Source organism: Halobellus clavatus (assembly GCF_900107195.1).
Taxonomy (GTDB): domain Archaea; phylum Halobacteriota; class Halobacteria; order Halobacteriales; family Haloferacaceae; genus Haloquadratum; species Haloquadratum clavatum.
This window is the reverse complement of record NZ_FNPB01000001.1, coordinates 12,592-39,585: the sequence shown is the minus strand read 5'-3', so window position 1 is coordinate 39,585 and position 26,994 is coordinate 12,592. Positions and strand designations below refer to the sequence as shown.

Annotated in this window: 27 protein-coding genes; 14 read left to right on the top strand and 13 right to left on the bottom strand. The window is 66.8% G+C overall.

All coding sequences use genetic code 11. The annotated features are described in order from the left end of the window. The first annotated feature begins 182 nt into the window (after nt 1-182). A complete protein-coding gene (locus BLU74_RS00195) occupies nt 183-2,081 on the top strand; it encodes a flippase-like domain-containing protein (RefSeq protein ID WP_089763851.1) in 1,899 nt (632 codons plus the stop codon). Between the two features lie 11 nt (nt 2,082-2,092). Here the strand turns inward: BLU74_RS00195 and yjjX are convergent, their stop codons facing one another. Then, entirely contained in the window at nt 2,093-2,611 is a 519-nt protein-coding gene (gene yjjX, locus BLU74_RS00190; RefSeq protein WP_089763849.1) for an inosine/xanthosine triphosphatase, read from the bottom strand. Nucleotides 2,612-2,659: 48 nt separating this feature from the next. Continuing rightward, entirely contained in the window at nt 2,660-3,433 is a 774-nt protein-coding gene (locus tag BLU74_RS00185; RefSeq protein WP_089763847.1) for a helical backbone metal receptor, read from the bottom strand. A gap of 230 nt (nt 3,434-3,663) precedes the next feature. Here BLU74_RS00185 and BLU74_RS00180 point away from each other — a divergent pair, with 230 nt between their 5' ends. Together BLU74_RS00180 and BLU74_RS00175 are read left to right on the top strand one after the other, a co-directional pair. After that, nucleotides 3,664-4,713, top strand: coding sequence for a transcription initiation factor IIB (locus BLU74_RS00180; protein WP_089763845.1), 1,050 nt, complete (start codon nt 3,664-3,666; stop codon nt 4,711-4,713). 107 nt (nt 4,714-4,820) lie between these two features. After that, entirely contained in the window at nt 4,821-5,273 is a 453-nt protein-coding gene (locus BLU74_RS00175; protein ID WP_089763843.1) for a zinc ribbon domain-containing protein, read from the top strand. Between the two features lie 14 nt (nt 5,274-5,287). On the opposite strand, the gene BLU74_RS00170 is transcribed toward BLU74_RS00175, so the two are convergent. From BLU74_RS00170 to BLU74_RS00160, 3 genes are all read right to left on the bottom strand, one after another. After that, the gene (locus tag BLU74_RS00170; protein WP_089763841.1) at nt 5,288-6,490 is read right to left on the bottom strand and encodes a 3-dehydroquinate synthase II; all 1,203 of its coding nucleotides are present in this window, start codon (nt 6,488-6,490) and stop codon (nt 5,288-5,290) included. 68 nt (nt 6,491-6,558) lie between these two features. Further along, nucleotides 6,559-7,164: a GNAT family N-acetyltransferase gene (locus BLU74_RS00165; RefSeq protein ID WP_089763840.1), complete on the bottom strand. Its 606-nt coding sequence runs from the start codon at nt 7,162-7,164 to the stop codon at nt 6,559-6,561. Nucleotides 7,165-7,224: 60 nt separating this feature from the next. After that, nucleotides 7,225-7,974 carry a CPBP family intramembrane glutamic endopeptidase gene (locus BLU74_RS00160; RefSeq protein WP_089763838.1) on the bottom strand — a complete coding sequence of 250 codons (750 nt, stop codon included), beginning with the start codon at nt 7,972-7,974 and terminating at the stop codon, nt 7,225-7,227. Between the two features lie 143 nt (nt 7,975-8,117). On the opposite strand from BLU74_RS00160, the gene BLU74_RS00155 reads away from it, so the two are divergent. Further along, the gene (locus BLU74_RS00155) at nt 8,118-9,851 is read left to right on the top strand and encodes a radical SAM protein (protein ID WP_089763835.1); all 1,734 of its coding nucleotides are present in this window, start codon (nt 8,118-8,120) and stop codon (nt 9,849-9,851) included. 15 nt (nt 9,852-9,866) lie between these two features. Here the strand turns inward: BLU74_RS00155 and BLU74_RS00150 are convergent, their stop codons facing one another. The 3 genes from BLU74_RS00150 to BLU74_RS00140 all read right to left on the bottom strand — a co-directional run bounded on the left by BLU74_RS00150 (nt 9,867) and on the right by BLU74_RS00140 (nt 13,076). Continuing rightward, entirely contained in the window at nt 9,867-10,265 is a 399-nt protein-coding gene (locus BLU74_RS00150) for a TRAM domain-containing protein (protein WP_089765181.1), read from the bottom strand. Between the two features lie 104 nt (nt 10,266-10,369). After that, nucleotides 10,370-11,632, bottom strand: coding sequence for a DNA repair protein NreA (gene nreA, locus BLU74_RS00145; protein WP_089763833.1), 1,263 nt, complete (start codon nt 11,630-11,632; stop codon nt 10,370-10,372). A 460-nt stretch (nt 11,633-12,092) separates the two neighbouring features. After that, complete coding sequence (locus tag BLU74_RS00140; protein ID WP_089763831.1) at nt 12,093-13,076, bottom strand: transcription initiation factor IIB; 984 nt, start codon at nt 13,074-13,076, stop codon at nt 12,093-12,095. Nucleotides 13,077-13,196: 120 nt separating this feature from the next. On the opposite strand from BLU74_RS00140, the gene rnhA reads away from it, so the two are divergent. Both rnhA and BLU74_RS00130 read left to right on the top strand, forming a co-directional pair. Beyond that, nucleotides 13,197-13,793: a ribonuclease HI gene (gene rnhA / locus BLU74_RS00135; RefSeq protein ID WP_089763829.1), complete on the top strand. Its 597-nt coding sequence runs from the start codon at nt 13,197-13,199 to the stop codon at nt 13,791-13,793. After that, nucleotides 13,786-14,445: a DUF7108 family protein gene (locus tag BLU74_RS00130; protein WP_245705692.1), complete on the top strand. Its 660-nt coding sequence runs from the start codon at nt 13,786-13,788 to the stop codon at nt 14,443-14,445. The genes rnhA and BLU74_RS00130 overlap by 8 nt, the downstream gene beginning before the upstream one ends. 13 nt (nt 14,446-14,458) lie before the next feature. Here BLU74_RS00130 and BLU74_RS00125 read toward each other — a convergent pair whose 3' ends face one another. Next, nucleotides 14,459-14,818 carry a PadR family transcriptional regulator gene (locus BLU74_RS00125; protein ID WP_089763827.1) on the bottom strand — a complete coding sequence of 120 codons (360 nt, stop codon included), beginning with the start codon at nt 14,816-14,818 and terminating at the stop codon, nt 14,459-14,461. 286 nt (nt 14,819-15,104) lie between these two features. On the opposite strand from BLU74_RS00125, the gene BLU74_RS00120 reads away from it, so the two are divergent. Both BLU74_RS00120 and BLU74_RS19435 read left to right on the top strand, forming a co-directional pair. Beyond that, on the top strand, nt 15,105-15,638 hold the full coding sequence (locus BLU74_RS00120; protein WP_089763825.1) for an inorganic diphosphatase: 534 nt from the start codon (nt 15,105-15,107) through the stop codon (nt 15,636-15,638). 134 nt (nt 15,639-15,772) lie between these two features. Beyond that, nucleotides 15,773-15,904 (top strand): hypothetical protein, encoded by a 132-nt coding sequence (locus tag BLU74_RS19435; RefSeq protein WP_281241793.1) that lies wholly within the window; start codon nt 15,773-15,775, stop codon nt 15,902-15,904. Nucleotides 15,905-16,030: 126 nt separating this feature from the next. Here BLU74_RS19435 and BLU74_RS00115 read toward each other — a convergent pair whose 3' ends face one another. Then, the gene (locus BLU74_RS00115; protein ID WP_089763822.1) at nt 16,031-16,531 is read right to left on the bottom strand and encodes a molybdopterin-dependent oxidoreductase; all 501 of its coding nucleotides are present in this window, start codon (nt 16,529-16,531) and stop codon (nt 16,031-16,033) included. A 185-nt stretch (nt 16,532-16,716) separates the two neighbouring features. On the opposite strand from BLU74_RS00115, the gene BLU74_RS00110 reads away from it, so the two are divergent. The 4 genes from BLU74_RS00110 to thrS all read left to right on the top strand — a co-directional run bounded on the left by BLU74_RS00110 (nt 16,717) and on the right by thrS (nt 21,071). Then, entirely contained in the window at nt 16,717-17,664 is a 948-nt protein-coding gene (locus tag BLU74_RS00110) for a rhomboid family intramembrane serine protease (RefSeq protein WP_089763820.1), read from the top strand. Nucleotides 17,665-17,673: 9 nt separating this feature from the next. Beyond that, nucleotides 17,674-18,492 (top strand): endonuclease V, encoded by an 819-nt coding sequence (locus BLU74_RS00105; protein WP_089763818.1) that lies wholly within the window; start codon nt 17,674-17,676, stop codon nt 18,490-18,492. A gap of 58 nt (nt 18,493-18,550) precedes the next feature. Then, complete coding sequence (locus BLU74_RS00100) at nt 18,551-19,069, top strand: hypothetical protein (protein ID WP_089763816.1); 519 nt, start codon at nt 18,551-18,553, stop codon at nt 19,067-19,069. 76 nt (nt 19,070-19,145) lie between these two features. Further along, nucleotides 19,146-21,071, top strand: a complete 1,926-nt coding sequence (gene thrS / locus BLU74_RS00095) for a threonine--tRNA ligase (RefSeq protein WP_089763814.1) — start codon at nt 19,146-19,148, stop codon at nt 21,069-21,071. A gap of 153 nt (nt 21,072-21,224) precedes the next feature. Here the strand turns inward: thrS and BLU74_RS00090 are convergent, their stop codons facing one another. Then, on the bottom strand, nt 21,225-22,298 hold the full coding sequence (locus BLU74_RS00090) for a DMT family transporter (RefSeq protein ID WP_089763812.1): 1,074 nt from the start codon (nt 22,296-22,298) through the stop codon (nt 21,225-21,227). Nucleotides 22,299-22,539: 241 nt separating this feature from the next. Here BLU74_RS00090 and hflX point away from each other — a divergent pair, with 241 nt between their 5' ends. Further along, nucleotides 22,540-23,922 carry a GTPase HflX gene (gene hflX, locus BLU74_RS00085; RefSeq protein ID WP_089763810.1) on the top strand — a complete coding sequence of 461 codons (1,383 nt, stop codon included), beginning with the start codon at nt 22,540-22,542 and terminating at the stop codon, nt 23,920-23,922. Between the two features lie 514 nt (nt 23,923-24,436). On the opposite strand, the gene moaC is transcribed toward hflX, so the two are convergent. Next, entirely contained in the window at nt 24,437-24,970 is a 534-nt protein-coding gene (moaC, locus tag BLU74_RS00075; RefSeq protein ID WP_089763806.1) for a cyclic pyranopterin monophosphate synthase MoaC, read from the bottom strand. Next, the gene (locus BLU74_RS00070; protein ID WP_089763804.1) at nt 24,967-26,403 is read right to left on the bottom strand and encodes an NAD(P)H-hydrate dehydratase; all 1,437 of its coding nucleotides are present in this window, start codon (nt 26,401-26,403) and stop codon (nt 24,967-24,969) included. The genes moaC and BLU74_RS00070 overlap by 4 nt, the downstream gene beginning before the upstream one ends. A 140-nt stretch (nt 26,404-26,543) precedes the next feature. Between BLU74_RS00070 and BLU74_RS00065 the strand changes: the two genes are divergently transcribed. Next, the gene (locus tag BLU74_RS00065; RefSeq protein WP_089763803.1) at nt 26,544-26,918 is read left to right on the top strand and encodes an ArsR/SmtB family transcription factor; all 375 of its coding nucleotides are present in this window, start codon (nt 26,544-26,546) and stop codon (nt 26,916-26,918) included. Nucleotides 26,919-26,994 lie beyond the last annotated feature (76 nt).

The window sequence follows — 26,994 nt, the reverse complement described above, 5'->3', positions numbered from 1 at the left end:
CGGTACCACGGTACTTCCCCCTATGAGCGATTTGGTACATACGGCTAACACCGCGCTGTGATGCGGTTTACTGGTCCGATCGGGGCGTTTCGACCCTCCGTCGACCGCTGGGGGGTACGGTCGCCTAATCGGGCCGCCCCGAGGCAGAAAGTTCATACCCGCCGCAGAGCCAGGACACACCAATGGGCAGTCCCCGCGACAGTACCGCTCCCGGAACGCCCGCCGGCGAGTCAGCGAACGGCGCGATCGAGGCCGACAGCGACACCGCCGATGCGTCGTCCGTCTCGGTCAGCGTCGTCCTCCCGGCCTACAACGAGGCCGAGACGATCGAATCGACTGTGGCGACGACGCTGCGGACGCTCGCGGGATTCCTTCCGGCGGAATCGTTCGAGGTGCTCGTCGCCGAGGACGGCTGTGAGGACCGGACCCCGGAGATCGCCGCCCGACTCGCGGCCGCGGACGAGCGCGTGCGACACGTCCACAGCGACGCGCGACTGGGCCGCGGCGGTGCGCTCGAACGCGCGTTCGAGGCGGCCCGCGGCGACGTCCTCGCGTACTTCGATACGGATCTGGCGACCGACATCAGCCATCTCGAAGAGCTGATCGATCGGATCCGTATCGGCGAGGCCGACGTCGCCACGGGCTCCCGCTGGCTCCCCGGCAACGTCGCGGACCGGCCGGCCAAGCGCGGCGTCCCCAGCCGGGTGTACAACGGCCTCGTCCGGACGCTCCTCCGCTCGGACCTCCGCGACCACCAGTGCGGATTCAAGGCCTTCAGCCGCGAGGCGTTCGAGACGCTCGCCGAGGACGTCGAGGACGAACACTGGTTCTGGGACACCGAGATGCTCGTGCGGGCGCAACGGGCCGGCTTCACCGTCGCGGAGTTCCCTGTCGAGTGGACGCCGAAAGGCGACACCAAGGTGGACCTCGTCCGTGACGTGTTCGGGATGGGCAGTCAGATCTTGCGGACGTTCTGGCAGCTCTCCGTCCGGCCGCGGCTCTCTCGCCGCGTCGGCCTCGTCGCCGGCGCGTTCCTGGCGGTATTCGCGTTAGTGTTGATGACGCAGTATATCGACTTCGGCACCGTCCTCTCGGAGATGGGCGACGCCGACCCGCTGTTCGTCGCCGCGGCGGCCGTCGTCTACCTGCTCTCGTGGCCGATTCGCGGCGTGCGCTACCGCGACATCCTCGAAGAGTTGGGGTACCGCGAGACCGTGCCGTTCCTCACCGGGGCCGTCTTCATCAGTCAGACCGGAAACCTGGTCTTTCCCGCCCGAGCGGGTGATCTGATCCGCGCCTACGTCGTCAAGGCACGGCGCGGCATCCCGTACCCGTCCGGGTTCGCGTCGCTGGCGGCCGAACGCGTCTTCGACCTGTTGACCATCGCCTCGATGGCCGGGGTGGTCCTCATCGGTTACACGGCGACCGGGCAGACGGCCGAACTCGCCCGGACAGTCACGGGCGCGGCGGGTGCCGGCCGGGTGGCCGTCATCGTCGCGCTCGGCGTCGGCCTCGTCGCGCTCGCGGCCGTCGTCGGCATCGCGCTCTCGGCGCGGAGCGACCGCAACTTCGTCGCTGCGGTCGTCTATCGGATCAGCACCGACTCGTACGCCGACTTCGTTGCCGGCGTCATCGGGCGATTCGTCGACGACCTCCAGACGGTCGCGGGCACGCGTCGCGGCTTCACCCGCGTCGGCACCTCGAGCGTCGCCGTGTGGACGCTGGATGTCGTGACCGCACTCCTGGTGCTCGCCGCGTTCACGCCGGGGCTCGCGGCCGTCGAACTGGTCGCGGTGAGTTTCTTCGCGGTCAGCGTCGGCAACCTCGCGAAGGTGCTCCCGCTCTCGCCGGGGGGCGTCGGACTCTACGAGGGCGCGTTCACGCTGCTCGTGGTCGGCCTCACGCCGCTCTCGCCGGAACTGGCACTCGGTGCGGCGGTGCTCGATCACGCGGTGAAGAATATCGTCACGGTCGTCGGCGGCTACGCCGCGATGCTCGGGCTCAACGTCTCGCTGACGACCGCTGTCGAGGAGACCCGAGACGTGCGTGACGCCAGAGACGAAGCGCCCGAACTCGACTGAGCGACGGTGCGCTAGTAGAGATCGCTCAGAAACGGCGACGCCGCGGCCGTCACCGCCGCCGCGAGCGCGTCCGTCCGGGTCATCTCGCCGCCGGTGAACGCGCCCGCCGCGCCCTGCTTCTTCGCGACGTCGGACTCGCCGAGGACGTCGTCCATCACCGGCCCCAGTTCCTCCCCGTCGCGGACCCGTGTCGCGATCGAGGGCGGGACGGGAAGGCTCGGTCCGCCGCCGACGCCGTGGCGTTCGCCGTCGCTGACCGCGCCCCACATCACGAGGTGCAGGCCTGCCGTGGCGGAGCCGTCGTCGACGTCGACGACGCCGCCCTCGATCCCCACCCCGAGGTCGTACTCGTCGTCCGCGTCGAGCACCGCTTCGGCTCTGTTAAGCGCGCCCGTCCGCGTCTCAGCGTGCCCGATCGGCTGCTCAGAGACGCCGGAGGGGACCGGTTCGGCGACGACGGTCGCGTCCGGAAAGACGCGCGTGGTCGCATCGCGTTTCACGGGGTTCCCGCTGCCGACTCCGATTCGCATACGCCGGTGTCCCGCCGCTCGAACAATACGTGTGTCGGTTCCGCCGTCTCAGTCGCCGTCCTCGCCGTGGAGCCTCGCTGCGAGCGTTTCGATCCCGTCGACGAGCGCGGGGCTCGGTTGGTTCAGGAGGTCGTCGTCGAGGACGTGCACGGTCGCGTCGAGGTCCCAGCCGCGGTCGTCGAGAAGGGCCGGATCGATGCGGTCACCGTGTCCGCAGTGGTGAAGCACCACGTGGTCGGGGTCAGCCGCCGTGACGCCCTCCACTGAGACCTCCTGGGAGCGCTCGCCGGCCTCGCAGAACGGATACCGACCGCCCGCGGCCTCGATGGCATCCGGGACCCAGTTACCCGCGGCCATCGGCGGCTCTCCCCACTCCTCGCAGTAGACGATCGGTCGATCCGCGGCGGCGTCGGGGGTCTCGTCCCGAACGGCATCGATCCGATCGCGGAGGTCCGCGGCGAGCGCGTCGCCGGCCGCGGGTCGACCCACGGCGCGCCCGATCCGCTCGATGGAGCCGAGTACGGCATCGAGTCGATCCGGTTCGACGTGGCAGACCTCGTACCCCCGTTCCCGGAGTTCGTCGCGGATCTCGTGCTGGAGTCCGTCGGCAGTGCAGACCACGTCGGGATCCAGGTCGGCGAGGCGGTCGTAGTCGGGGTTCAACCAGCCGCCGACAACCGGGCGGTCGAGGTCGCAATGGGCGGTGACGCCGACGACACGGTCCGCGCTGCCCATCGCCGCCAGCGTCGCTGTGGTACTGGGCGCGAGCGAGACGATCCGCTCGACGTCGTCGTACTGGTCGCTCGCGGGAGCGGCGTTCATACGGGAGTAGCGGACGCCAACGGGCAAGGGCGTTGCGGACGGATTTGCCCGGGCTCTCTCACACATATAAATTGTAACGGTCGATTTGCTGGAAAGCCGTCGGAGAGGCTGTGCGTTCCGTTCGGGAAGGCGATTCCGAACGCTTTTTGTAATCTCCGTCGGTGGAAGTGATACGGACCGCTCCGGGCCTTCGTACTGATCCCCGGCACGGGGCATTCGTCGCGATACCGATGAGCGAGAAGAGTACGTACACTCGCACGAACGCGAGAACGAGAGACGAATCGCAAACGAACGAAGGCCGAGACGACAACTCGGCCGGTCAGCGCTGGGTCCGACCCGGCGAGGACCAAGAGGAAACCGAATCCGAATCTACCGACGAGGAACTGGTGTGCCCGGAGTGCAGCGGCAACGTCGTCGTCGACGACGAACACGGCGAGACCGTGTGTGACGACTGTGGCCTCGTCATCACCGAGGACTCCGTCGACCGCGGGCCCGAGTGGCGGGCGTTCGACGCCAAGGAGAAAGACCAGAAGTCCCGCGTCGGCGCGCCGACGACGAACACGATGCACGACAAGGGGCTGTCGACCAACATCGACTGGCGCGACCGCGACGCCTACGGCAACTCCCTGTCGTCGAATCAGCGACAGAAGATGCAGCGCCTCCGCAAGTGGAACGAACGGTTCCGCACCCGCGACTCGAAAGAGCGCAATCTCAAGCAGGCGCTCGGCGAGATCGACCGGATGGCCTCCGCGCTCGGCCTCCCGGAGAACGTCCGCGAGACCGCCTCTGTCATCTACCGCCGCGCCCTCGACGAAGATCTCCTCCCCGGCCGCTCTATCGAAGGCGTCGCCACCTCGTGTGTCTACGCTGCAGCCCGGATGGCCGGCGTCCCCCGCTCGCTCGACGAGATCGCGGAGGTCTCCCGAGTCCCCAAGAGCGAGGTCGCTCGCACCTACCGGTACATCGCCCGGGAACTCTCGCTCGAGGTCAAGCCCGCGGACCCCGAGCAGTACGTCCCGCGGTTCGCGTCCGAACTCGGCCTCTCCGACGAGGCGAAACTCCGTGCGCGACAGCTGCTGAAGAACGCCAAGGAGAAAGGCGTCCACTCCGGGAAGTCGCCGGTCGGACTCGCCGCGGCCGCGGTCTACGCGGCAGCACTGCTCACCAACGAGAAGACGACGCAGGCCGCCGTCAGCGAGGTCGCCGACATCTCTGAGGTCACGATCCGCAACCGGTACCACGAACTCCTCGAAGCCGAGGAGAGCATCGGACTGGCGTAATCCGAGACGGTCGCGGCCCTGCTGCGGAGCGCTCGGATCTGAGCGGCCGCGCCGCGGCCCCACGATTCCCGGACCTTTTAACCGTCCCCACCGCATCGGTCACGGATATGACCGACACCCGTCGCCGTGCGATGATTGCGGCGCTGGTGGCTGTGCTCGGTGCCAGCGTCGGTGTCGCCGGGGCCGGCCACCTCTATCTCCGGAAGTGGCGTCGTGCAGCCGCCTGGTTTTCGTTCGTCGTGGGCGCGACGATCGTGCTGCTGTCGGTGTTCGCCGATCCCACGACGCTCAGCCTCGCCGACCCCACGGCGATTGCGAGCGTCGATCCCGAAACGCTGCCGACGGCGGTCACCGTGCCCGTGTTCGGACTCCTGTTTCTGAACGCGCTCGACGCCTACCGGTTGGCAACACAGGACAGCCGCACGCCCGACGAAGCGACGTGTCCGCACTGCGGTGGTGAACTCGATCCGGAGATCTCGTTCTGTCCCTGGTGTACGACGGAACTGCGCGACGCAGACCGCGGCGAGGTCGACTCGGGCCGGAGTGCGGACGGCCGTTGAGCGGGCCGCTTTCGTCACTTCTCGATGATACTCTCTTCGACGGCCTCGCCGAAGTGTCGAGCCGTCTGTTCGTAGAACAGGCGGACCTCGTCGCCCGCCTCCAGGTCGGTGATCGCCGTCCGCCCCTCGCGGGTGTGGACCTTGATGGTCTCCGCGTTCTGGAGTAAGGTCTCGACGCGGTCGCCGTCCACCTCGGCCTCGACGCGGAACATCGGCCGCTTCTCGATCTTCACGCGCCCGACGACGGCCTCGCGGGTCTTCCCCTCGCTGTCGACGACCTGGACCTCGTCGCCGCTCTTCAACTCCGAGAGGTACTTCGTGCCGCCGTCCGGCGTCCGGACGTAAGCGTGGACCGCGCCCGCGTTGACGCGGAAGGGCCGTGAGGCGACGTAGGGCGACTCCGCCGTCTCCGCGTGGACGAAGAAGAGCCCGCGACTCATACTACCGACGAGCATCCCCTCGTCGTGTTCCATCAGATTCCCCGTGTCGACGCAGACGCGGTCGGCCATCCCGGTGCGCTCGACGGCGGTCACCGTGGCCCACTGGAGGTCGAGCGTCTCGCGCTCGGCCTCGTCGCGGACCTCGACGGTCTCTCTGATCTCGTCTGGGTCGTCGGTGTCGAGCAGGACGCCGTCGGCCCCGATCTCGAGGGTCTCGAACGCCGTCCGCGCCTCTTCAGCGGTCGTGACGCCGGCGATCAGGTCGGTCTCGTCGCCGATCCGTGCGATCAGATTCTCCAGGGGAATGATCGTCCAGTCCTCGCCGACGACGATGGTGTAGTCGGCGTCCGCGGCGGCCTCCTCCGCGAAGGCCTCGTACTCCTCGGAGAAGATGCGGACGTAGGCACCGCCCGCCCGGTCGTCTTCGCGGCGGAGCGTCGTGAGGTCCGCAGACCCGGAGAAGTCCGGCGGCAGATCGGCGGTCCCGTCGCCCTCGCCGTTCTTGCCGACGATGTACGTGTCCGCCTCATCGCCGGACCCGGCGTCGTTCTCCCCGTCGTCGCCCCCGCCCGCGTCGACGTCGTCGATCAGCGCGGTCCCCGAGTCGGTGCGGAAGGCCGCGACCGACACGTCGCCCAGCGAGCGGACGCGGTCGACGTCGGCCTCGTCGACGAGCACCCAGTCCACGCCGGCCTCCAGACCGGCCGTGATCCGTCGCTTGCGTGTCTCCCAGTCGCCGACCTCGTCGTCGGCCTTGAGCCAGACGCTTCGTGTCATCGTTGTCGGTGCAACTCGGGCGGCGCGCTTGAACGTGGCGACTCTGCGGAGGATTGCCGCGGTGCGCGTTACGCCGACGCTTCCTCGACGCGCGAGACCGGTGCCGGCTCGTCGGGGTCGCCGTCGGGCTCCCGGAGCCGGCGGTGGTACCAGACGACGTCGTGCCAGTCACCGAGTTTGAAGCCCGCGGCGGGGAACGTTCCGACGCGCTCGAACCCGTGCCGTTCGTGAAACGCCTCGCTCTCGGGGTTCGGCATCCCCAGGGCGGCGTACGCCGAGCAGTACCCCTGCCGTCGGAGCGTCCCGAGCAGGCGCTCGTACAGGCGCGTCCCGATCCCGTCACGCTGGGCCGCGGCGTCGACGTAGATCGACGTCTCCACCGCCCAGCGGTACGCCGGCCGCTCGCGGAGTTGGCTGCCGTAGGCGTAGCCCACGACTTTCGGTTTGGCCCCGTCCGAGGCGTCGGGATCGTCGGCGACGGCCACGTACCACGGGTACTCGTCGGCCGCACGCTTTTCGCGAATTTTTCGTCGCATCCGTTCGACGGCCGGCACCTCGGTTCGGAACGTCGCCGGCGAGTCGCGGACGTACGGTGCGTAGATCCGCCGGACGGCGGCCGCGTCCTCGGGTGTCGCGACGCGGAGTCTGACGTCGGCATCGACGCTGTCGTCCATACCGTGTCGAGGCCGTTCGACGGTTACTGCTTTTCTGATTCGATGCGGGCCCCACGGGGTTCAGAGCGCGTACAGCGACGGGACGAGTGCGAGACCCACCAACAGTTCGAGGAGGTTGTTCAGCGCGTGCAACAGCCAGGCGCCGACGAGGTTGTCGAAGCGGAGGCGGAGCCACGTGAGCAACGAACCGAGGAGGAGGGCGTTGAGGACCCCGGCGACGCCGCCGGTGAACACGTGCGCCACGGCGAAGACGATCAGCGACGCGACGCCGACTGCGAGCGGGCCGTGGCCGCGTTCGAGACCGAGGCCGACGAGCAACCCTCGATAGAGGATCTCCTCGGCGACGGGCGCGACGACGACCGCACCGAACCCCACGGCGAGGATCCCGGCCGTCGTCGTCAGCGTCGGCGGCGTGTATCGGGCGACGCCCAGTCCGTCCGCGAGCACCGTCGTCGCGGGCCACCCGACGACGACGCCGACGACCGTCGCGACCAGCCCCGTAGCCACCTCCCGGCGCGAGGGGCGTCGAAAGCGGGCGACGACCTCGAATCGCTCTCGCTCCCATGCCGCGAACAGCGCGGCGACGACCGCGACGTTCGCCACACCGTAGCAGAGCGTCGGGAAGTGCGGCGGGAACCCCGGATCGGTCCCGCCGCCCACGGCGTAGCCAGCCGTGATGACGAGCAGCGTCACTCCGAGCGGTGCGACCGCGGCGAGGGCCCACGCGCCACCGATCGGTTCGAGCGGGGTCACCGTCTCCGCGAGCCGATTCCGCGAGATGCCAGACAGGGCGGTGAACGATCGAGCCATTCGGGGTGTGTTGTGCCCGCTGTGATGGTGAAAGTGGTGATTCCTCGTGCTCCCGCTCGTCGCCGTGTCGGCCCGCCGCTGGAGCCCAGGACGGTCACCTCCAGAGAGTGAGCGTTTTACCGCTCGGCCGTCTTTGCTACGCTATGATTGATCCGGCCGATCTCTCGGTGACGCTCGTCGACGGCTACGTCGACGAGCCGGCGCACTTCGGTGTGCCGCCGTACATCTCGACGTACCCGCGGTTCACGGCCGGTGCGATCGTCGACGCCGGCGTCCCCGAGTCGAACGTCACCTACCACACGATCGACGAACTCCGCGACGAGCGAAACAAGTGGGCCGACGTGGCCGACGCCGACCTCTTCATCTATCTCGGCGGGATGACCGTCCCGGGCAAGTACGTCGGCGGTACGCCCGCCGAGCCCGACGAGGTCCGGGAACTCGCCTGGACCGCCGACGGGATGTCGGTGATGGGCGGCCCCATCCGGTTCGGCGTCGGCGAGGAGAACGCCGGTGCGCAGGAGATGGAGCGACAGGACCTCGATTACGACTTCCTCGCGATGGGCGACGTCGAAGCCGCGGCCTACGACCTCGTCAGCAACGAGTTGGAGGGCTTCGAGAACCGCTACCGGGACAACGACGAACTCGATCGCTGGGCGGCCAAGGGCGCCTTCGTCGTCGAACAGCACCCGAACCACCCCGACTACCTGATCTGCGAACTCGAAACGTCTCGCGGCTGCGCCTACCGGTGTTCGTTCTGCACGGAACCGATGTACGGCGATCCCGGATTCCGGGATCCCGAGTCGGTCGTCGGCGAGGTCGGCTCTCTCTCCGATCGGGGGGTCCGCCACTTCCGCCTTGGCCGCCAGGCCGACATCCTCGCGTACGGCGGCGACGGCGAGGCGCCGAATCCCGACGCGCTCCGCGAGCTCTACGGCGGAATCCGCGAGGTCGCTCCCGATCTGGAGACGCTGCACCTCGACAACATGAATCCCATCACGGTCGTGAAGTGGCCCGAGCAGGCCAGAGAGGGGATCCGGATCATCGCCGAACACAACACGCCCGGAGACACCGCCGCGTTCGGCCTCGAATCCGCCGACCCGCTCGTCCAGGAAGAGAACCAACTGAATGTCACTGCCGACGAGTGCTTCCGCGCGATCGAGATCGTCAACGAGGAGGCCGGCTGGCGGCCGGGCGACGACCCCGCGAACGCGCCGACCCACGGCGCGGACGCCGCGAACCGCCTCCCGAAGCTCCTGCCCGGTATCAACCTCCTCCACGGGCTGAAGGGCGAGCGCGCGGAGACGTTCGAGCACAACCGGCAGTTCCTCGAGCGGGTCTACGATGCGGGGCTGATGGTCCGGCGCATCAACATCCGCCAGGTGATGGCCTTCGAGGGGACCGAGATGGCCGACGAGGGTGCCGCCATCGCCAAGGAGCACAAGAAGCGGTTCAAGGAGTACAAACGCGAGATCCGCGAGGAGATCGACCAGCCGATGCTGCGGCGGCTCGCACCCATCGGAACCGTCCTGCCCGACGTGCACCTCGAGTACCACCAGGACGGACGGACGTTCGGCCGACAGCTCGGGACGTACCCTCTTCTCGTGGGGATCCCGGGCGAGCGCCAATTGGGACAGACGATCGACGTCGCGGTCGTCGACCACGGCTACCGCTCGTTGACTGGCGTTCCGTACCCCCTCGATCCGAACGCGGCGTCGCTGGCCGAACTCACGGCGATTCCGGGTATCGGCGATCGGACGGCGGGCGACATCGTCGTCAACCGACCGTACGACTCCCCGGCGGCCGTGCCGTCGCCGGAAGTCGATTTCGCGACGTTCACCGGTGGATATCCGACAGACGAGAAACCGAGTGCGGACTGAAACGAGTCCGCTCCCTCAGAGCTCTTCTTCGATGACTTCGCCGACCGCGAAGTTCGATTTGACTTCCGAGACTTCGATCTTCACGCGGTCACCGACCTCCGTGTCGGGGACGATGATGACGTAGCCGCGCTCGACGCGAGCGATACCGTCTCCCTGTTTCCCGATGTCTTCGATCTCGACGTAGCGTAGCTCGCCGGGTTCGACCGGTGGCTGCGGCTCCGAGGACGGCCGCTCGGTTTCGGTCGATTCCGACGAGGAGTCGGTGCCACGAGAGATGAGAGCGACGCGGTAGGTTTCGTCCGGCTCGATCGAGCCGGTGTCGACTTCGCGCTTCGGCACCTCGACCACGTATCGGTCCTCTTCGGCGCGAACGTCAGCGTTGAACAGACACAGGAGTTTATCTGAGATTTCCACCGTGTAGACCTCCACGGGTAGTTCGCTGCGGATTGTTAAAGTAGTACCGCCCGTTGCGGCCCTCGGTGTGCCGGTTCTGGGGTTGTCGGCGAATCATCCGCTCCCTATCCGAAGTCGCCGAACGTCGTCTGAAGGCCGGCCGCCATCGTCGACTTCCGACGGAGCGTCCCCAGCGACACGGGCAGGTGGTCGGCGACGCCACGGACCGCCTCGGCAAACGTCTCGGCGCTCCCGTGCTCGGCGGCGAAGGCGTCGCGGACGGCCTCGCGGACTTGCCAGACGCCGACTGGCCCCCAGTAGTCGTCGGAGACGTGCCGGAGGACGAGCGCCTTCCCCTGTCGCCCGCGGTCGTCGAGGTGTTCGAGGACCGCCAACCGGGCGGCGTGATACGCGCCGGCCGTCTCCTCGACGTAGCCCGTACGGCCCTCTCTGCCCTCGCTGTCGGCGGCGAGGTACATCCCCGCCTCCGGATCGGGGTTCCAGACGCTGCCGGGGGCTTTCATCTCGACGAGTTCGTACTCCCACTTCCCGGGCGCGAGGATCACCCAGAAGGCGTTGCCGAGGAACTCGTTGCGGTGGACCTCGACACGCCCGATCTCGGCGTTCGTGCGGATGCGTCCCCGGAGGTACTGCCCGACGGTGTCGTCGACGGCGGTGATCGACCACCGCGTCGGAACGAGTCTCCGTTGCTGGGTCTGTCCGAGCGCGCCCGCCGAGAGGATCGTGTTGATGTCGTAGACGTCGAAGCCGCGGCGATAGAGGTAGGTCATCGCGCCCTGCGCGTTCCAGTCGTCGTCTTCGAGTGTCTTCTCGACGAGTCGGGGGACGTGGGGGTTCTCCGCCAGTTCGGCCGATTCGGCCCGGGCGCGAGGACCGACCGGCGTCGCGACGTCCTCGACGCCGACGTCGAGATCGACGTCCGGTCGCTCGTCGAGACCGATCTCGACGGTCACGGGGCGATCGGCGATGGCGACCTCGCGCTGTGCCCCCAGAAAGCCGTTCCACGAGTCGGCGACGTTCGTGACCTCCTGGGTTCGGTTGGAGTTCAACAGCGACGTGCGCCGCGCGAAGACGTCGTCGATCGAGACGCCCTCGTCGTACCACGCACCGGACGTCTCGAAGCGCTCGGCGTCCTCGTCGTGACCGACGGGCGAGAGCAGTCCCGTCGAGACGCGCGGATAGTTCGCGGTCCCGACGAAGATCGACGGCGAGACGCCGCCGTACAGGGAGTCGCCCTGCACGGTCTCCTCGAACCGGTCCTGGAAGGTCTCGAGGTGATCGAGGATGTCGTAGGATTTCTTCTCGGCGAGCCGTCGACGCTCTGCCCGCTCGTTGCGTTCGATGTCGACGTACTCGTCTAAGTCCATCACCGAAGCGTGGGTCGGCAACGGATATGAACCTTCGGCGTCGACGGCGCGTCCTCGTGACCGACCTGGAAACGACACCGTGTGGAGTTCGAATAGCGACAATATCGGCTCTCCTGACGATCCCACACAGATTCTCCGCGAGGCTCCGGGACAGTTCTCGCTGCACGTCCTCCTCGTGCTCGTGACGGGGTTCGTTGACGGCCTGGTCTCCTGGGCCGCCCTTGCAGGGGTTCGGGGTTCAGGATGGCGCTTCGCTATCCGAATCTGCTGGCCGTTCCGGGCGATGCAGAGATGGTTCTCTCGGGTGCGGTCGTCGTCCGCAGGATGGCGGAGACGCACCCGGGGTTCGGAGCGCACGAACCGCTCGCGCCCGAGTCGGAGTCGGTCGCGAGCGACCGAGTGCGTCCGTCGGCGACCGGAGACAAGCGGCCCCGGCCGCTGCGCCCGTGGCGTCGGGCCGTTAACTGTGGATGCCCATCGCTTCGATCTGCTCTTGGTACCGGTTGCGGATGGTGACTTCAGTCACCTGGGCGACGTCGGCGACCTCGCGCTGGGTCTTCTTTTCGTTGCAGAGCAACGAGGCCGCGTAGATCGCCGCCGCCGCGAAGCCCGTCGGTGACTTCCCCGAGAGCAGGCCTTTCTCCGAAGTCGTCTCGATGATCTCGTCGGCCTTCGATTGCACCTCTTTCGAGAGGCCGAGTTCCGAGCAGAACCGCGGGACGTACTTCTTCGGGTCGACCGGCTTCATCTCCAGGCCGAGCTCCTGTGAGATGTAGCGGTACGTCCGGCCGATCTCCTTGCGCTCGACGCGCGAAACCTCGGAAATCTCCTCGAGCGAGCGAGGGATCCCTTCCTTCCGACACGCCGCGTACAGCGCGGAGGTGGCGACGCCCTCGATCGAGCGGCCGCGGATGAGGTCCTCGTTGAGCGCGCGTCGGTAGATCACGGAGGCGACCTCCCGTACCGACCGCGGGACGCCGAGTGCGGAGGCCATCCGATCGATCTCCGAGAGCGCGAACTGGAGGTTGCGCTCGCCCGCGTCCTTCGTTCGAATGCGCTCTTGCCACTTTCGCAGGCGATGCATCTGCGAGCGCTTTCGCGAGGAGATCGAGCGTCCGTAGGCGTCTTTGTCCTTCCAGTCGATCGTCGTCGTCAGCCCCTTGTCGTGCATCGTCTGCGTCGTCGGCGCGCCGACGCGGGACTTCGACTGTCGCTCGGAGTGGTTGAACGCCCGCCACTCCGGGCCGGGGTCGATCTGTTCTTCCTCGACCACGATCCCCGTCGGCTCGTGGATGAGTTCCCCGTCTCCCGTGCGGACGAGGTCTTCCTCGTCCATATCCTCGATGTCGATGTCGTCTTCCGCTTCGTCCGCCTCGTCTTCGCGTTCGCCCTGCCATCGCGTCCTGTCGACGTCCTGTTCCCGCTGGCGGGTGGGCCGTGTCATCGCATTTTTATATTCGTTATCTCGATACGGTTAAACCCTCTGCCGATCTGGCTCCGTACCGCTATCGGCGATCGATCGACGGACCGAACCCTTCTTTCCGCCGCTCCAACTCCCTCTGGTATGCCAAGCGTAGAGCTGGACCCGGAGACCGCTCGCGAGCGTCTGGAGGCCGCGGGCGTCGCGATCGAACCGGGCAACACCGACCACGAGCGGTGGCGCGCCGAGCGCGGCGACGCGAACGCCGTCGCGTACGACGAGACGGTCGTCGTCCAGGGATCCCGCCCGACAGACTTGCTGGCGCTGCTCCGCGGCGAACAGGGCGGTCGCGCGCACGTCTATTTCGACGGGGCGAGCCGGGGGAACCCGGGCCCCGCAGCGATCGGCTGGGTCATCGTCACGGGCGACGGCATCGTCGCCGAGGGGGGCCAGCGCATCGGTGAGACCACGAACAACCGCGCCGAGTACGAGGCCCTCGAGCGCGCGCTGGAGGCGGCGCGCGACCACGGCTTCGACGAGGTCGACGTGCGCGGGGACGCGCAGTTGATCGTCCGGCAGGTCACCGGCGAGTACGACACCAACAATCCGGAACTGCAGAAGCGGCGCGTCCGCGTGCGCGAACTACTTGCGGAGTTCGACCGGTGGTCGATCGAGCACGTACCGAGAGCGGTAAACGACCGCGCCGATTCACTAGCGAACGAGGCGCTCGACGATGGCTGACGATAGCGACCGGTCGATGGAACGAGGCACCGACAGCGGCGCGCGATCAGCGGAGTCGTCGGCGGGGCGACAGCCCGACCGCGCCGTCGACGAGGCGGCTGCTGACCCCGAGATCCCCAGCGACGCGATCGAGGAGGCCGAACGGCTGACGCGACTCGCCGAGGAAGCCGCGGTGACAGACGCCGCCGAGGCGTATCGGGAGCGCCGTGCGGACGTCGTGGCCGAACACGACTTCACCGCGCGGGTGCGCGAGGAAGACGATACGCTCGTCCTCTACCCCGATGAGTGGGTCGAAGACGGCGTCGTCCAGTTCGAGGCGATCGAGGACACCGACCGCGCGGTGGAGGTGTCGCTGTCGGGGCCCGATCACGGGGCCGAGTGGGAGGCTGTCGAGGAACAGAACCGAGCGATCGTCGACGCCGTCGCTGACGCGTACGGGCAGGCGCACGCGGCGAACGTCCGCGCGTTTGCAGACTTCATGGGCAACCACTACCTGAAACCGGTCACCGACGCAACGCTGGCGGAGCAAGAGGAGTTCCTCACGGAGTATTACCCACGGAACGCCTGGCCGTCACGCGAACAGGAATCTATCGTCGCCGAGAGCGTCGACCTAGTCGTCGGTGGTCTCGACGACGAAGTGCCCGGAACCTGAAGTCCAGTCGTCGTTACTGGTGCGCGCTGATGAGGTCGGTGAGTTCGGCGGCCCGTTCTTCGCCGGTGACGAACTTCTTGACCATCCACTCGAACTGATCGAGCAGTGCGTCGTGACCCTCGGACGTGAGTTCGTACTGGTTCGTCCGCTTGTCGAGTTCGCTCTTCTCGACGAGACCCATCTCGACGAGGTCGTCGAGGTTGGGATAGAGTCGCCCGTGATTCACTTCGGTTCCGTAATACGTCTCGAGTTGCCGCTTGATCGCGAGGCCGTACATCGGTTCCTCAGCCAGAATGACGAGGATGTTCTGCTGAAATGCGGTGAGGTCGCGCACCACGCTGCCGGTGTCAGTAACTGTTTGTGCCTCTGACATACCTCGTGAGAGGTAGGCGGGATATTTAACCCTTATTACCTGATATGAGAACATCGCGAATTATCCGGTCTAGGGGCCCTCAGTAGCCGTTATACAACGATTCGACACCGCTTGACGGCGAGCGGGATACGATGGTTGGTTGCTTGAAAGATTCGCCGAAGAATCTTAGAATACTACCGCTCGAGGCGAGGGGTTCATCAACACATCACCCCGTGGCAGCAGTGCCGATATGCGGCCACCGCCGCGATGCGAAAGGACTTTTTGCACGTTCGGAGACAGAGCCAATATGACCAACCTCTGGGAAGACCTCGAGACGGGTCCGGACGCGCCGGACGTCGTGTACGCGGTCGTCGAGTGCCTAAAAGGCGAACGGAACAAATACGAATACGACAAGGACGTTCCGGGCGTCGTCCTCGACCGCGTCCTCCACTCGAACGTCCACTACCCCTCGGACTACGGCTTCCTGCCGCAGACGTACTACGACGACGAGGACCCCTTCGACATCCTCGTCCTCGTCGAGGACCAGACGTTCCCGGGCTGCGTCATCGAGGCCCGCCCAGTCGCGCTGATGCGGATGGACGACGACGGCGAGAAAGACGACAAGGTCATCGCGGTCCCCGACGAGGATCCCCGCTACGACCACGTCGAGGACGTCGACGACCTCACCGACCAGCAGAAAGCCGAGATTGCAGAGTTCTTCGAGACGTACAAGAACCTCGAAGCGGGCAAGGAGACGGAGACGCTCGGCTGGGAGGACGCCGACGCCGCGAAAGACGCCATCGAACACGCGATGGACCTCTACGACGAGCACTTCGCGTAACGCCGCTCTCGTTCTCTCGCGTTTCTCTCGACCGGATAGTCCGGCATATAACCTCGGTGAATACGCCTCGGCTCACGGCATTCGTTATGCGTATGGGTAATCTTTTGCGCCCAGGGCACGAATCGTCAGTTGTGATGTCAGCCAATACGCCGCGCCTCGCCGTTGCGCATCCGACTGTCGTCCCCGGCAACCACCCGGGGATGGGTGACGCTGACGAGGCCCCGACCGGCGACGACCCGGATCACCGCACGGAACGCTCGTCGTAGCTACGCCGCTCTTCCAGTGGGGCGTTCGCTCCCGGACGTCGAAGGACAGTCACGAAACGCCGTCCGCTGCGCCGCTCCCGGACGTCCGAAGCGAGTTGCGAAACACTGCCCGTTGCGCCGCTCGGTTCATTCGATCCGCGACAGCGCGAGCGCCTCAGCGGTGTCTGCATCGGTCGGCTCTGACTCCAAGATCTCGATCTCGGCCACCCACTTGACACTCTCCCAGCAGTCCGACTCGGATTCGGTCGGAATCAACCGGGCCGGTCCGCCGTGGTCGACGCCGAGCGGCTCCCCGTCCAGTTCGGTCGCGAGGACGGCCGACGCGAGGCGTTCGATGGGGAAGGCGCACGCGTACTCGCCGTCCATCGCGCGGACGAGCGCGTGACCGCTCTGGACCGTCGGCTTCGCCCGCTCGAGGAGGTGTCCGACGCGGAACCCTCGCCAGGTCAATCCGGCCGCCGTCCACCCCTCGACGCACTCGAAGTCCTGTGTGAACGTCTCCGCGGGGAACGTGCTCAACCACGATCGGTCGATCCGGAGCGGATCGGCGACCGCTCCGGTTACCCGGAGTTCCCAGTTCGCGGGATCGACCGCTGCGGGCACGTCGTGTGATTCGAGTCCCGTCACGATCCGCCGTCGGTGCGCACCGGATAAAGTCGTTATCGCGAACGGCTTCGGCCGGTGGCTCACTCGCTGTCCCGACCGGAACTGGACTGCGCGGCGGGCCCGTTCGCGTCGAACGGTGTCTCGCTTCCGACAGACTGGAGACACGAGGGGAACCGCTTTTACTCACGCCGCGACTACGGAGAGTGATGGCTACCTGCGATGAGTGCGGGAAGCACGAAAATATGCCGTACCAGTGCCGACGGTGCGGAGATACCTTCTGTGCTGAACATCGGCTCCCGGAAAATCACGACTGTCCGGGGCTCAACGAGTGGAACGATCCCTCCGGCGTCTTCGACAGCGGGTTCGACGACTCCGTGCAAAACCCCGGCCGACAGTCCGCACAGAGTCTGACGGACCGCCTCTTCGGGACCGGCGGCCCGCTCGGCTACTTCCGCGGGAATATGAGCTACGTCTTCCTCGGCGCGATGTGGATCACCTTCGCGCTCCAGTACTTCATCTTCCCCTTCCTCCTGGGCGCGGGACCGCGAAGCCTCCTCTGGCGGAGCGTGTTCGTCCTCTCGCCCGGACAGATCGAGTTCGTCTGGACGTGGATCACGTCTATCTTCGCGCACGGCGGCTTCACTCACATCGCGTTCAACAGCATCGCGCTGTACTTCTTCGGTCCCGTAGTGGAGCAGTACCTCGACACGAAACGATTCACGGCGCTCTTCTTCGGCGCCGGGATCATCGCGGGACTCGCTCAGGTCCTGTCGACGCTCTTCACCGTCGGGCCGTTCGGCGCGGGCGTCGTCGGCGCGTCCGGGGCGATTATGGGCATTCTCGGCGTACTCACCGTGCTGAACCCCAGCCTGAAGGTCTACCTCTACTTCATCATCCCGATGCCGCTGTGGCTGCTCACCTTCGGCTTCGCGGCCTTCAGCATCGTGGCCGGATTCGGTGCCGCCGGCGGCGGCCTTATGGGCGGCAACGTCGCGCACCTCGCGCACCTCGCCGGCCTGGTGATCGGACTCGCCTACGGCGCTCGCGTGAAAGGGCGCGTCGGCGTCCCCAACTCGCTGCAGTTCGGTCGTGGCGGCGGCGGGATGGGCGGTCCCGGCGGTCCCGGTGGCCCCGGCGGTCCCGGCCGCCGCTGAACCGATCCGATGGACCCCGCTCGTCCCGAGTTCGTCCCCGATGCGTCGGCCACGCGCGAGGAGATGGAGTCGCTCCAGCACGAGGTCGCTGCGGCCGCGATATGGGACGACGCGTTCGCGTTCGATCCCGAAGCGGTCTCGACCCGTTCCGAGCGGACGCTCGACGACACGGGTCGTCGCACGCGCGAGCCCCCACTCGTCGCCGGCGTCGACCAGGCGTTCCTCGACGACCGAGCGGTGAGCGTCGTCGTCGTCCGCCGCGGCGACGCGGTCGTCGAGCGCGCCCACGCCGTCACCGCCCTCGAGATTCCCTACATCCCCGGCCTGCTGGCGTTTCGCGAGGGCGGCCCGATCCTCGCGGCCGTTGCGGACCTGTCCTGTGAACCGGACCTCGTCGTCTTCGACGGGAGCGGTCGCATCCACTACCGACAGGCCGGCCTGGCGACGCACATCGGCGCGACGCTCGACGTGCCGAGCGTCGGCGTCGCCAAGGGGCTCCTGTGTGGAACGCCAGAGGACGACCTCGCGGAACGACCCGCGGGCTGGCGGACCCCGATCCGTGCCGACAGCGAGGTCGAGAACGCAGATCCGGGAACCGTCCTCGGTCACGCGCTCCAGTCGCGCCAGTACGATTCCCGGCCCATCATCAACCCCGTCTTCGTCAGCCCCGGCCACCGCGTGGGCGTTGGAACCGCGACCGATCTGGTGGAACGGCTCTGTGACGGCTACAAACTCCCGGAGCCGACGCGACTCGCCGACGCGTACGCCGACGAGGTGAAAGCCGAGTCCGCCGCGGCACCCGAGGGGACCGACGAATCGGGCTCCTAACGCGCTTCTTTTGGTCTCCACAAGGCCCTTATCGCCCACTGCTGTCTATCGGTCCGTGATGCGACGAGTCCGAATCGGCGTCATCGTCCTCGTGATTCTGGTGCTCACAGCCGGCTGTCTGGGCGGGACGCAATCGGAGACTCCCGGATCGGCGACGTCGACCCCGACGGCCACCGTCGTTTCTGGGTCCCCGACGCCGACGCCCGATCCGACGCCGGGCGAGACCGACACGGACGAGTGGACGTCGACCGAACGGGCCGCCGAGATCCCCGACGCCGACAAGGTCGTCTCCGTCGAAAACCGATGGAACCGGAGCGTTGAGATCCGGATCCGCGTCGTCCGCGAGGCCACGAACGAAACCGTCTACGACGAGACGGCGACGTTCGAACCGGGCGCGGACCGCGAGGTGTACTCGCTCGCCGACGCCGATCCGGACGGCATCGAGTCCTTCCGCGTGATCGCGACCGCTCGCAACACGACCGAGAGCGTCACACTCGAGACGAACGCGTGCTACGGCAACGCCTACGTCGAGGTCACCGACGAGGGCGAACTCTACCCATATTACGCCATCTGCTGATCGTCCACGGGCGCCACTGAACGGCGGCGCACACGACTCGAAAACACTTATTCGTGCGCTCGCACTCCCAACGCGTATGAGCGAAATCGTTGTCAGCCTCCCCGACGGATCGGAACTCTCCGTCGCGGAGGACGCGACCGTGGCGGACGTCGCCTACGAGATCGGGCCCGGACTGGGACGCGACACGGTCGCGGGCGTCGTCGACGGTGAACTCGTCGACAAGGCCGACCCCGTCCACGACGGCGCGGAGGTCGTCATCGTGACCGACCAGAGCGACGAGTATCTCCGCGTCCTGCGGCACTCGGCGGCGCACGTCTTCGCACAGGCGCTCCAGCGGCTGTATCCCGAGGCGAAACTGGCGATCGGGCCGCCGACCGACGAGGGCTTCTACTACGACGTCGCGAACGTTGACCTCGACGCCGACGACCTCGACGCGATCGAAGCCGAGATGCAGGAGATCCTCGAAGACGACCTGCCGATCAAACGGGAACACCGCCCGCGAGAGCAGGCGCTCGAAACCTACGACGACAACGAGTACAAACAGGAGATCCTCGAGAACGAGGCCGCCGGCGAAGATCCCGTCTCGTTCTACGTCCAGGGCGACTTCGAGGACCTCTGTCAGGGCCCCCACGTCGAGTCGACCGGCGATATCGGTGCGGTGAAACTGCTCAACATCTCCTCGGCGTACTGGCGCGGCGACGAGGACAACGAGACGCTGACGCGGGTCTATGGGACCGCGTTCGAGTCCGAATCCGACCTCGAAGAGTACCTCTCGCTGCGGGAGGAGGCCAAAGAGCGTGATCATCGGAAACTCGGGCAGGAACTCGACCTGTTCTCGATTCCCGACGTCACGGGGCCCGGGCTGCCGCTGTATCACCCGAACGGCAAGAAGATCCTCGACGAACTCTCCGCGTACGCGCGCGACCTCAACGTCGACGCTGGATACGACCCCGTCGAGACGCCGCATCTGTTCCGGACGGAACTGTGGAAGAAGTCGGGCCACTACGACAACTACGTCGACGACATGTTCCTGCTGGACGTCAACGACGAGGAGTACGGCCTCAAGCCGATGAACTGTCCGGGACACGCGACGATCTTCGATCAGAAGTCCTGGTCCTACCGGGAGTTACCCGTTCGGTACTTCGAGGACGGCAAGGTCTACCGCAAAGAACAGCGCGGCGAGCTCTCGGGGCTCTCGCGCGTGTGGTCGTTCACCATCGACGACGGGCACCTGTTCTGCCGGCCCGAGCAGATCGAACAGGAAGTCAATCAGGTGATGGACGCCATCTACGAGGTGCTCGACACCTTCGGTCTGGACGCTCACGTCGCGCTCGCGACGCGGCCGGAGAAGTCCGTCGGCGGCGACGAAATCTGGGAGCAAGCCGAATCCCAGCTCCGCTCGGTGCTCGAAAACCAGAACATCGACTACGACCTCGAACCCGGCGACGGCGCGTTCTACGGCCCGAAGATCGACTTCGCCTTCGAGGACGCCCTGGGTAGAAAGTGGGACGGTCCGACCGTCCAACTCGATTTCAATATGCCCGAGCGGTTCGAGCTCACCTACACCGGCGAGGACAACGAGGACCACCGCCCGGTGATGATCCACCGCGCGCTGTACGGCTCCTACGAGCGGTTCTTTATGGTGCTCATCGAGCACTTCGACGGGAAGTTCCCGCTGTGGCTCGCCCCCGAACAGGTCCGGATCCTCCCGATCAGCGACGATCAACTCGGCTACGCGCACCGCGTGAAGAACCAACTCGGCGACTTCCGCGTCGACGTCGAGGACCGGTCGTGGACGCTGGGCCGCAAGATCCGTGAGGCGCAGGAGGATCGCGTGCCGTACATGATCATCGTCGGTGGCGACGAGGAGGAAGCGGGAACCATCTCGGTCCGTGACCGCAAGGAGCGCGAGCGCGGTGACGTCGACGTCGAGACCTTCCGGACGCACCTCGAGTCCGAGTACGAGGAAAAGCGGATCGAACCCGACTTCATCGAGGAGTAGACTCGACCGCCGCGGTTTCGACTGGGATCCGATCCAGTGAGATCCGCGCAGGTCCGATGTATCGAGTAGCGCAACGAGTCTCCGCTACAACCGAGAGGAACCGTCTGGCCCCGCGACGACCGAGGAGCCCCCGTCAGTTCCGATCGGCGCCGGTCAGTCCGCGTCGTATCCGTACTCCGCGCTGGTCGCATCGTCTTCGTACACGGCGTCGGGGGCGACCCGACCCGCGACCGATCGGCCGTACGTCCGACCGAGCAGTCTCGGGAAGCGCTTCCGGAGTCGGTACCGCAGACTGTCCGGATGGAAGCGCACCGGGCCGATCGTCTGCCGGAGGAGTTCGCGCTCGACGATCACGAACCCCGCGAGGATGGCGAGGAAACCGACGACCGTCTCCGGGGTAACGGCCTGTCCGAACAGCGCCCATCCCGCGAGCGCGGCAACGACGGGCTGGAAGTAGCCGACGAGGTTGGTCTCGCTGGGCCCGATGCGTTCGTGGAGCGCGAAGTACAGGAGGAATCCGATGACGCCGGAAAACAGCGTCAGATAGGCCAGCGCGAGGGCGGCAGTCGGCGTCCAGGCGACAGTCCTCACCGGTTCGCCGCGGGCGAGGGAGGCGCCGATGAGGATCCCCGCGCCGAACAGCATCGCCCAGGCCTGCATCGACACGTCGGCGAGTGTGGTCCGGAGCGGCGTCGAGAGGACCGCCCCGAGCGCGAAGGTCGCGGCCGCGCCGAACAGCACGGCGATCCCGGTGGCGTCCGCCCCTAGGAGGTTCCCCGGATCGAGATCCGCGACGACGGCGACGCCGACGAGTCCGAGCAAGAAGCCGCCGGCAGCCGTCGCGTCGAGCGCGTCCTCTAAGAGTGTGGCGGCGAAGACGGCGGTCAGGACCGGCGAGAGGCTGACCACGACGGCCGCCACGGGTCCGGGGACGAACGTCTGGCCGATGTACAGCAGCGCGTGGTAGCCGGCGACCAGCAAGCCACCGACGACAGCCACGTTCAGCCACTCGGTCCGCCCCCGTGGGCGGACGCGGTCGGTCGTCGCTGCGGCGTACCCCAACACGAGGACCCCGGCGAGGGCGTAGCGAATCGCAGCGAAAAACAGCGGTGGGACGGTTTCGAGTCCGGCTTCGATGGCCACGAACGAGAGCCCCCAGATGGTCGCGAGTGCGACGAACAGGAGCGCGTCCGGTGGGATAAATCGGGACGTATCGCGTCGAATCATCAAGATATCTCTTCTAAAAGCCGGACCTGTTTAAACTTATCTCTAACAATAGGGGTATTAACCGTTATCAATACAGGATTAAACGAAATAAGTAGAACTGGATGTGAGATACCCTCGGCTCTGTGGTCATTGGTTCAAATCCGGTGCTTCGGCGCTCGGCGGGTAGCGTTCAAGTGCATCGGCCGCCTATTCGGTGAGAGACAGTGCAGGTGACAGATATCGCGGCTCCCACGGGGAACATATGACCGACGAGGATCCCGTTGTCGTCGCCAAGCGGGTCGACGGCGGCGACAGCGCAGATCTGACAGAGATCGCAGACCTCGCTGCAGCGGCGGGCTACGACGTCGTCGCGACGCTCTCACAGTCGCGCACGGAGGACGCCGCCTACCATTTCGGTGAGGGAAAAATCGACGAACTCGCCGCACTGGTCGCTGAAACCGGTGCGCAGGCGGTCATCGTCGACAACCGACTCGGTCCGTATCAGACCTACAACATCGGCGGCAAACTCCCCGAGGGCGTCGAGGTCATCGACCGGTTCACGCTCATCCTGGAGATCTTCGGCCAGCGGGCGAACACCCGCAAGGCCCAGTTGCAGGTCGAACTCGCGGAGCTACGCTACGAACTCCCGCGCGCGGAGGCCAAGACCTCGCTGGCGAAGCGCGACGAGCGTCCCGGGTTTATGGGCCTCGGCGAGTACGACGAGAGCCGCGAACAGGACATCAAAGCCCAGATCTCCCGCATCAAGCAGGAACTGGACGCCATCGCGGACAAAGAAGAGACTCGCCGCGAACAGCGTCGGGAGTCCGGATTCGACCTGGTCGCACTCGCGGGCTACACCAACGCGGGCAAGTCGACGCTGATGCGCCGACTCGCTGACGACCTCGACGTCGGCGAGAACGAGGACCTGCATCCGGATCTGGATCCGACTGCCGAATCCGAGGACCGGCTGTTCACCACGCTCGGGACCACGACGCGCCGGGCCGACACCGGCACGCGGGACGTGCTCTTGACGGACACGGTCGGGTTCATCTCGGATCTCCCCCACTGGCTCGTCGAGTCCTTCGAGTCGACGCTGGACTCGGTGTATCGCGCAGACCTCGTGCTGCTCGTCGTCGACGCGTCGGAGCCGATCGCCGAGATGCGCGAGAAACTCGTCACGAGCCACGATACGCTCTACGAGCGCAACGAGGCCCCGATCGTCACCGTTCTCAACAAGATCGACCGCGTCGACGACACGGAACTGGACGCGAAACGCGACGCGCTGGACGCGCTCGCACCCAATCCCGTCTGCGTCTCAGGGCTCACCGGTGAGAACGTCGGCGAACTCACCGATCGGATCGAAGCGGAGCTCCCCGACTGGCGCGAGGAGCGGCTCCTGCTCCCGCTGTCGGACGAGGCGATGAGTCTGGTCTCGTGGGTCTACGACCACGGGAACGTCCGGGACGAGGAGTACACCGGCGAGGAGGTCATCGTCGAGTTCACCGCCCGCCCTGCGATCGTCGAACGCGCACGGGCGAAAGCCGGCGACGTCCGCGCCTCGGCGGAATCGCCGCACGCCGCCGCGGCCGACTCGAAGTCGGTCGAGTCGGAGTCAGTCGAGTCGGAACCGAGCGTCGACCGGTAATCGCCTCCGAGTCGAACCGCCCAGTACAACTCCCGGACCGAGCGACCCGTTCGGAACGCGTCGGCACTCCCCGCTCAAAATTCAGGCCTGTCGGGTGAACACCTCAGGCCGTGGTGCTCGAATCAGGCCCTCACCCACCGGATTGCCCCGGCTGTCTGGGGGCTCAGCGTTCTCATCGTCCTCCGGATCGCGTTGGACGTTCTACAACGATCAGGGGTTGAGGTCGCCGCGATCGCAGTTGCTGTCGTCATTGGGTCGTTCTACGGCATCTTTGTGCCGCTCTGGCGGCGGTTGCCAGCGGACTGGAGGCGAAGTTGATGACCCGATACCGAATCGTGCGCGCCTCGCCGGTCGGTTCACATCGCTGATACTGTCGGACAGAACTATGTGAAAATCATCGGCACCTCGTGGGTGCCAAAATGATTCACGAACTTCTGTCCGACAGTATGAATTGGCTCTGACTCGTGCACTGCCCACCGTGACGAGCGTTCAATCCGACCCTGTCAGTTAGTGCTCAGTCGTCACCGTCGATCGCCCGCTTCTCCTTTCGGACCACGTGCACGTCGTCGATCCGAGTGTCGGGATACTGGCCCGATTCGGTCTTCTCTGCGGCCTTGACCATATCCCAGACGACGTTCAGTCCGGTCGTAACGCCCTCCAGGGCCTCCATCTCGCAGCCGGTCTTTCCGGTCGTCTCGACGGTGACCGTGAGCACGACCCGGTCCGCGCGGACGTCGAAGTCGGTATCGACGTTCGTGATCGGGATCTGGTGACACATCGGGATCGTCTCCCAGGTGTGCTTGACCGCCTGCACCGCACCGACCCGGGCGGTCGCGAGGACGTCGCCCTTCCCGATCTCGCTGTCGCGGATCGCATCGATCGTCGACTCGGTGAGGTGGATCGTCCCCCGGGCGACCGCCCGGCGGTTCGTATCGGGTTTCGCGCCGACGTCGACCATCTGGACGTCGCCGGTCTCGTCGACGTGCGTCAGTTCGCTCCCATCCTCGATCGCCTGCTCTCCGCCGCTCGCCTGCTCGTCGTCGCTCATTCATCTCCCTCCCAGAGCGCCGCAGGCAGCCGATCGATCAGGTCCGGTGCCACCAGTCCGTGTCCGCTGTCTTCGACCGCGGCGTCGCCCGCGCGTCCGTTCGCGTACGCCGCCACGGCCGCCGCCTCGAAGGGAGCGAGGACGCACGCCAGCGCGCCGGCCGCCCCGGCGAGGACGTCGCCCGTGCCGCCGACCGTCATTCCCGGGTTCCCGGTCCGGTTCACCCGATGCTCGCCGCCGTCGCCAATCACGTCGTAGGCGCCCTTCACGAGGAGGACGTGTCCCAACTCCGCGGCGAACTCCACGACGAGGTCGGTCCGCGTTCGCCAGTCCTCGTCGGTCTCGCCGCCCATCTTCCGCAACTCTCCCTGGTGCGGCGTACAGATCAGCGTGGCGTCGGTCTCGACCGCCGGGACGACCTGGAGGGCGTCCGCGTCGACGACGGCCGTGCCCTCGTACGCCTCCAGAATGTCGCTCACGGCGGCGAGCGTCTCCTCGTGACTGCCGAGTCCCGGACCGATCACGACCGTGTCGTGATCGGCCGCGAGGTCTAAGACGGGATCTACGTTCGCGGCCGCGAGGCGGTCCCCGTGATAGGGCCTGAGTATGAGGCTCTCGCTGTAGCTCTGGACCTCCCGAGCGATGGATTCGGGGCAGGCTACCCGGACGAGATCCGCACCCGCCCTGAGTGCCGCCCGCGCGGTCAGTGCCGGCGCGCCCGTGTAGGGACCGCCGCCAACCACGAGTACCTCCCCGAAGTCGCCCTTGTGGCTCTGCTCGGGCCGCCCGAGCGCGAGGAGGTCGCCGGGGCCAGTGAACCGTTCGGCGGCCTCGGGGATTCCGATCTCCGCGACGGTCACGTCGGCGTCGACGGACGCCAGCCCGGGCTTGTCGTCGTGAAACGTCACGACGGAGTCGGCGTCGACTGCGACGCCGGTGCTGTCGCCCGTATCGGCGTCGACGCCCGAGGGGACGTCGACCGCGACGACGGTCGCGTCGGTGCGGTTGATGGCAGTCGCCGCGGTCGCCTCGGGTTCTCTGAGCGCGCCGGTGACACCGGTACCGAGCATCGCGTCGACGACAACGTCGGGGTCGCCCAGGGCCAGATCAGCCGAGTCGGTCACGGTCTCTGTGTCGTACTCGGCGGCCTCGAGCGCGGCCCAGTTCTCGCGAGCGATATCGGTCGCGATCGTTTCGGGTCGCCCGAGCAGGTGCACGGTCACGTCGTACTCGGCTAAGAACCGGGCCGCGACGAGCGCGTCACCGCCGTTGTTGCCGCGACCCGCGACGACGGCGACGGACGCCTCTGGGTCGGCCAGTCGGTGAATCGCCCGCGCCACGGCGTTCCCGCTCGACTCCATCAACTGCTTGCGGGGCACGCCGAGCGCCTCGGCGTTGCGATCCACTGCGGCCATCCGTTCGCTCGTGATCATCGACGAAAGGTCGGAGCGAAACGGCCTAAAAAGCGACGGGTACCCGGCGGCCACTGCGGCGTGATCGGTCCGATCACGCGTGATCGGACGTGTGTAAGAAATGCGAAACGTTTAGGTCGGAGAACCCGGTACGAAGGGCTATGTCGGGGTTACTGCCGTCCGAGACACAGCGCGACGGCGCCGAGGACGTCGACGACGTCCGGGTCCTCCCGATCGAGGACGAGGAGGCCGCGCGCCTGCTCAACTGTCTCTCCTCCGACACGGCCCGCTCGACGCTCTCGGCCCTCCACGACGACGCATCGACCGCCTCGGAACTCGCTGACGCCGTCGGCACATCGCTGCAGAATGTCCGACACCACCTCCAGAACCTCCGCGACGCCGACCTGGTCCGCGTGGTCGGCACACGCTACTCGGTGAAGGGCCGGGAGATGAACGTGTACGCGCCCACGCGGGAGTCCCTCGTCGTCTGTGTGGGCGACCCGTCGACGACCGATGGCCGCCCGGACGACCGCTGACCCGCCGGCCTTCTCCCGTATTGGGCACCGCCCGCCACTGGGAGCGTTCGATCTCTCACAGCCGAAGCTTCATATC